We start from the raw sequence: 2,383 nt of genomic DNA, 5'->3' as shown, positions 1-2,383 counted from the left end.
ACTTCGCCAGCCCGCTGCCGGACGCGAACTACTGCTGGGTGGGCGTCGCACGCAGCAACACCAACACGGGCACGCAGCGGCTGCTGATCGTGCGCGCGACCGCCGACGAGAAGACGCCGACGCACGTCGATGTGGGCTGCGCGACCACCGCCGCGTCCTTCGCCGACTCCGCCGAGATCAACCTCGTGGTCTACCGCTGATGGCCTACACCCAAGCCGACCTGGACGCCCTGCAAGCCGCGCTCGCCAAGGGCGAGAAGCGCGTGAGCTTCGGCGACAAGACGGTCGAGTACCGCAGCGTGGAGGAACTGCAAGCTGCTATTCGCCAGGTGAAACGCGAGCTCTTCGAGCAGGCCGTGGCCACGGGGCTGTGGCCCGGCGCACCGCGGCAGATCCGCCTTCACACGACCAAGGGGACGTGATGGGCTGGTGGCATACCCTCAAGCGCCGGCTGCTCGGCACGAGCCCCGCCTACGACGGCGTGGGCGGCGGCCGTAGGGCCGTCGCCTGGCAGGTCGGCAACCCCGGGGCGGTGGCGGCGCTGGCCTACACGCAGCCAGAACTGCGCGCCAAGAGCCGCGATCTCGCGCGGCGCAACGCCTGGGCCGCCGCGGGCATCGAGGCCTTCGTGGCCAACGCCATCGGCACAGGCATCAAGCCGCAGAGCATGGTGCAGGAGCCGGCCGTGCGCGAGGCCATTCACGCGCTGTGGTGGGACTGGGTGGAGGAGGCCGACGCCGCAGGACTCACCGACTTCTACGGTCTGCAGGCGCTCGCCTGCCGCGCGATGCTCGAAGGCGGCGAGGCGCTGGTGCGCCTGCGCTGGCGCCGCCCCGAGGACGGTCTGCCGGTGGGCCTGCAGCTGCAGGTGCTCGAGCCCGAACACCTGCCGACGACGCTCAACCGCGACCTGCCCTCGGGCCACGTCATCCGCGCCGGCATCGAGTTCGACCGGCTCGGGCGGCGGGTGGCCTACCACCTCACCCGCTCGCACCCGGGTGACGGCAGCCTCGCCCCCATGTCGGGCACGGGCGGCATGGAGACCGTGCGCGTGGGTGCCTCCGAGGTCATCCACCTGTTCCGCCCGCTGCGCCCGGGGCAGATCCGCGGCGAGCCGTGGCTTGCGCGGGCGCTGGTGAAGCTGCACGAGCTCGACCAGTACGACGACGCGGAACTGGTACGCAAGAAGACCGCGGCGATGTTCGCCGGCTTCATCACCCGTCTCGCCCCCGAGGACACCCTGATGGGCGAAGGGCTGCCGGACGCCCAGGGCGCGGCACTCGCCGGGCTCGAACCCGGCACCTTGCAGATCCTGGAGCCGGGCGAGGACATCAAGTTCTCGGCGCCGGCCGACGTGGGCGCGAGCTACGGCGAGTTCATGCGCCAGCAGTTCCGGGCCGTGGCCGCCGCCATGGGCATCACCTACGAGATGCTCACCGGTGATCTCACGCAGGTGAACTACTCCAGCATCCGCGCGGGATTGCTCGAGTTCCGCCGCCGCTGCGAGGCCCTCCAGCACGGGGTGATCGTGCACCAGCTCTGTCGCCCGGTGTGGCGGGCCTGGATGGAGCAGGCCGTGCTGGAAGGCGCGCTGAACCTGCCCGGCTACGCCCGCCGCCGGCGCGCGTACCAGGCCGCCAAGTGGATCCCGCAGGGCTGGCAGTGGGTCGATCCGCTCAAGGAGTTCAACGCGCTCAAGCTCGCGATCCGCGCAGGGCTCATGAGCCGCTCGGAGGCGATCTCGGCCTACGGCTACGACGCCGAAGACATCGACCGCGAGATCGCGGCGGACAACGCGCGAGCGGACGACCTCGGGCTGGTCTTCGACTCGGATCCGCGGCACGACCAAGCATCGAGGCCGGTGCCGACACCTGTGCCCGACACCGAACTCCAGGACTGACACCGATGCTGCCTCACCTCGCCGCCCGCCTGTTCGGGACGCCCCTGCTCGTCCAGCGCGCCAAGCTCGACCTGATCCTCGCGGTGCTCTCCGACCGCCTGAATCTCGCCGCGCCGGACGTCGAACTCGCGCCGCCGCTGCCTCGGGCCCCGAACCCTGCGGCGTTTCCGTCAAGCTCGATCGCCGTCCTGCCGATCCACGGCACCCTGGTCAAGCGCACGCTGGGGCTGGAGGCGGCCTCGGGGTTGACCAGCTATGCCGAGATCGGCGCGCGGCTGGAGGCGGCACTTGGCGACCCGACGGTCGCCGGCATCGTGCTCGACATCGACTCGCCCGGCGGTGAGACCGGCGGCTGCTTCGAACTCGCCCGCCGCGTGCGCGAGGCGGCGGCCGTGAAGCCCGTCTGGGCCGTGGCCAACGACGCCGCCTTCTCCGCGGCCTACGCCATCGGCTGCGCCGCCGAGCGGCTCTTCGTCACCGAGAC

The 2,383-nt window shown here is 71.5% G+C and carries 3 protein-coding genes and 1 pseudogene; all 4 read left to right on the top strand.

The genetic code is table 11. The features are described 5' to 3' along the window. Positions 1-200 (top strand): annotated as a pseudogene (locus F615_RS19080) (hypothetical protein); the annotation flags it as partial. Further along, positions 200-421 carry a phage head-tail joining protein gene (locus tag F615_RS0117225; protein WP_019562384.1) on the top strand — a complete coding sequence of 74 codons (222 nt, stop codon included), beginning with the start codon at positions 200-202 and terminating at the stop codon, positions 419-421. The pseudogene F615_RS19080 and the gene F615_RS0117225, both read left to right, overlap by 1 nt. Beyond that, positions 421-1,899: a phage portal protein gene (locus tag F615_RS0117220; protein WP_019562383.1), complete on the top strand. Its 1,479-nt coding sequence runs from the start codon at positions 421-423 to the stop codon at positions 1,897-1,899. The genes F615_RS0117225 and F615_RS0117220 overlap by 1 nt, the downstream gene beginning before the upstream one ends. A gap of 5 nt (positions 1,900-1,904) precedes the next feature. Continuing rightward, positions 1,905-2,383 (top strand): hypothetical protein (locus F615_RS0117215; RefSeq protein ID WP_019562382.1); only part of this gene is annotated, 479 nt, incomplete at its 3' end.

This window comes from Caldimonas manganoxidans ATCC BAA-369 (assembly GCF_000381125.1).
GTDB lineage: Bacteria > Pseudomonadota > Gammaproteobacteria > Burkholderiales > Burkholderiaceae_C > Caldimonas > Caldimonas manganoxidans.
The sequence above is the reverse complement of the archived record's forward strand: the minus strand, read 5'-3'. Positions and strand labels throughout refer to the sequence as shown.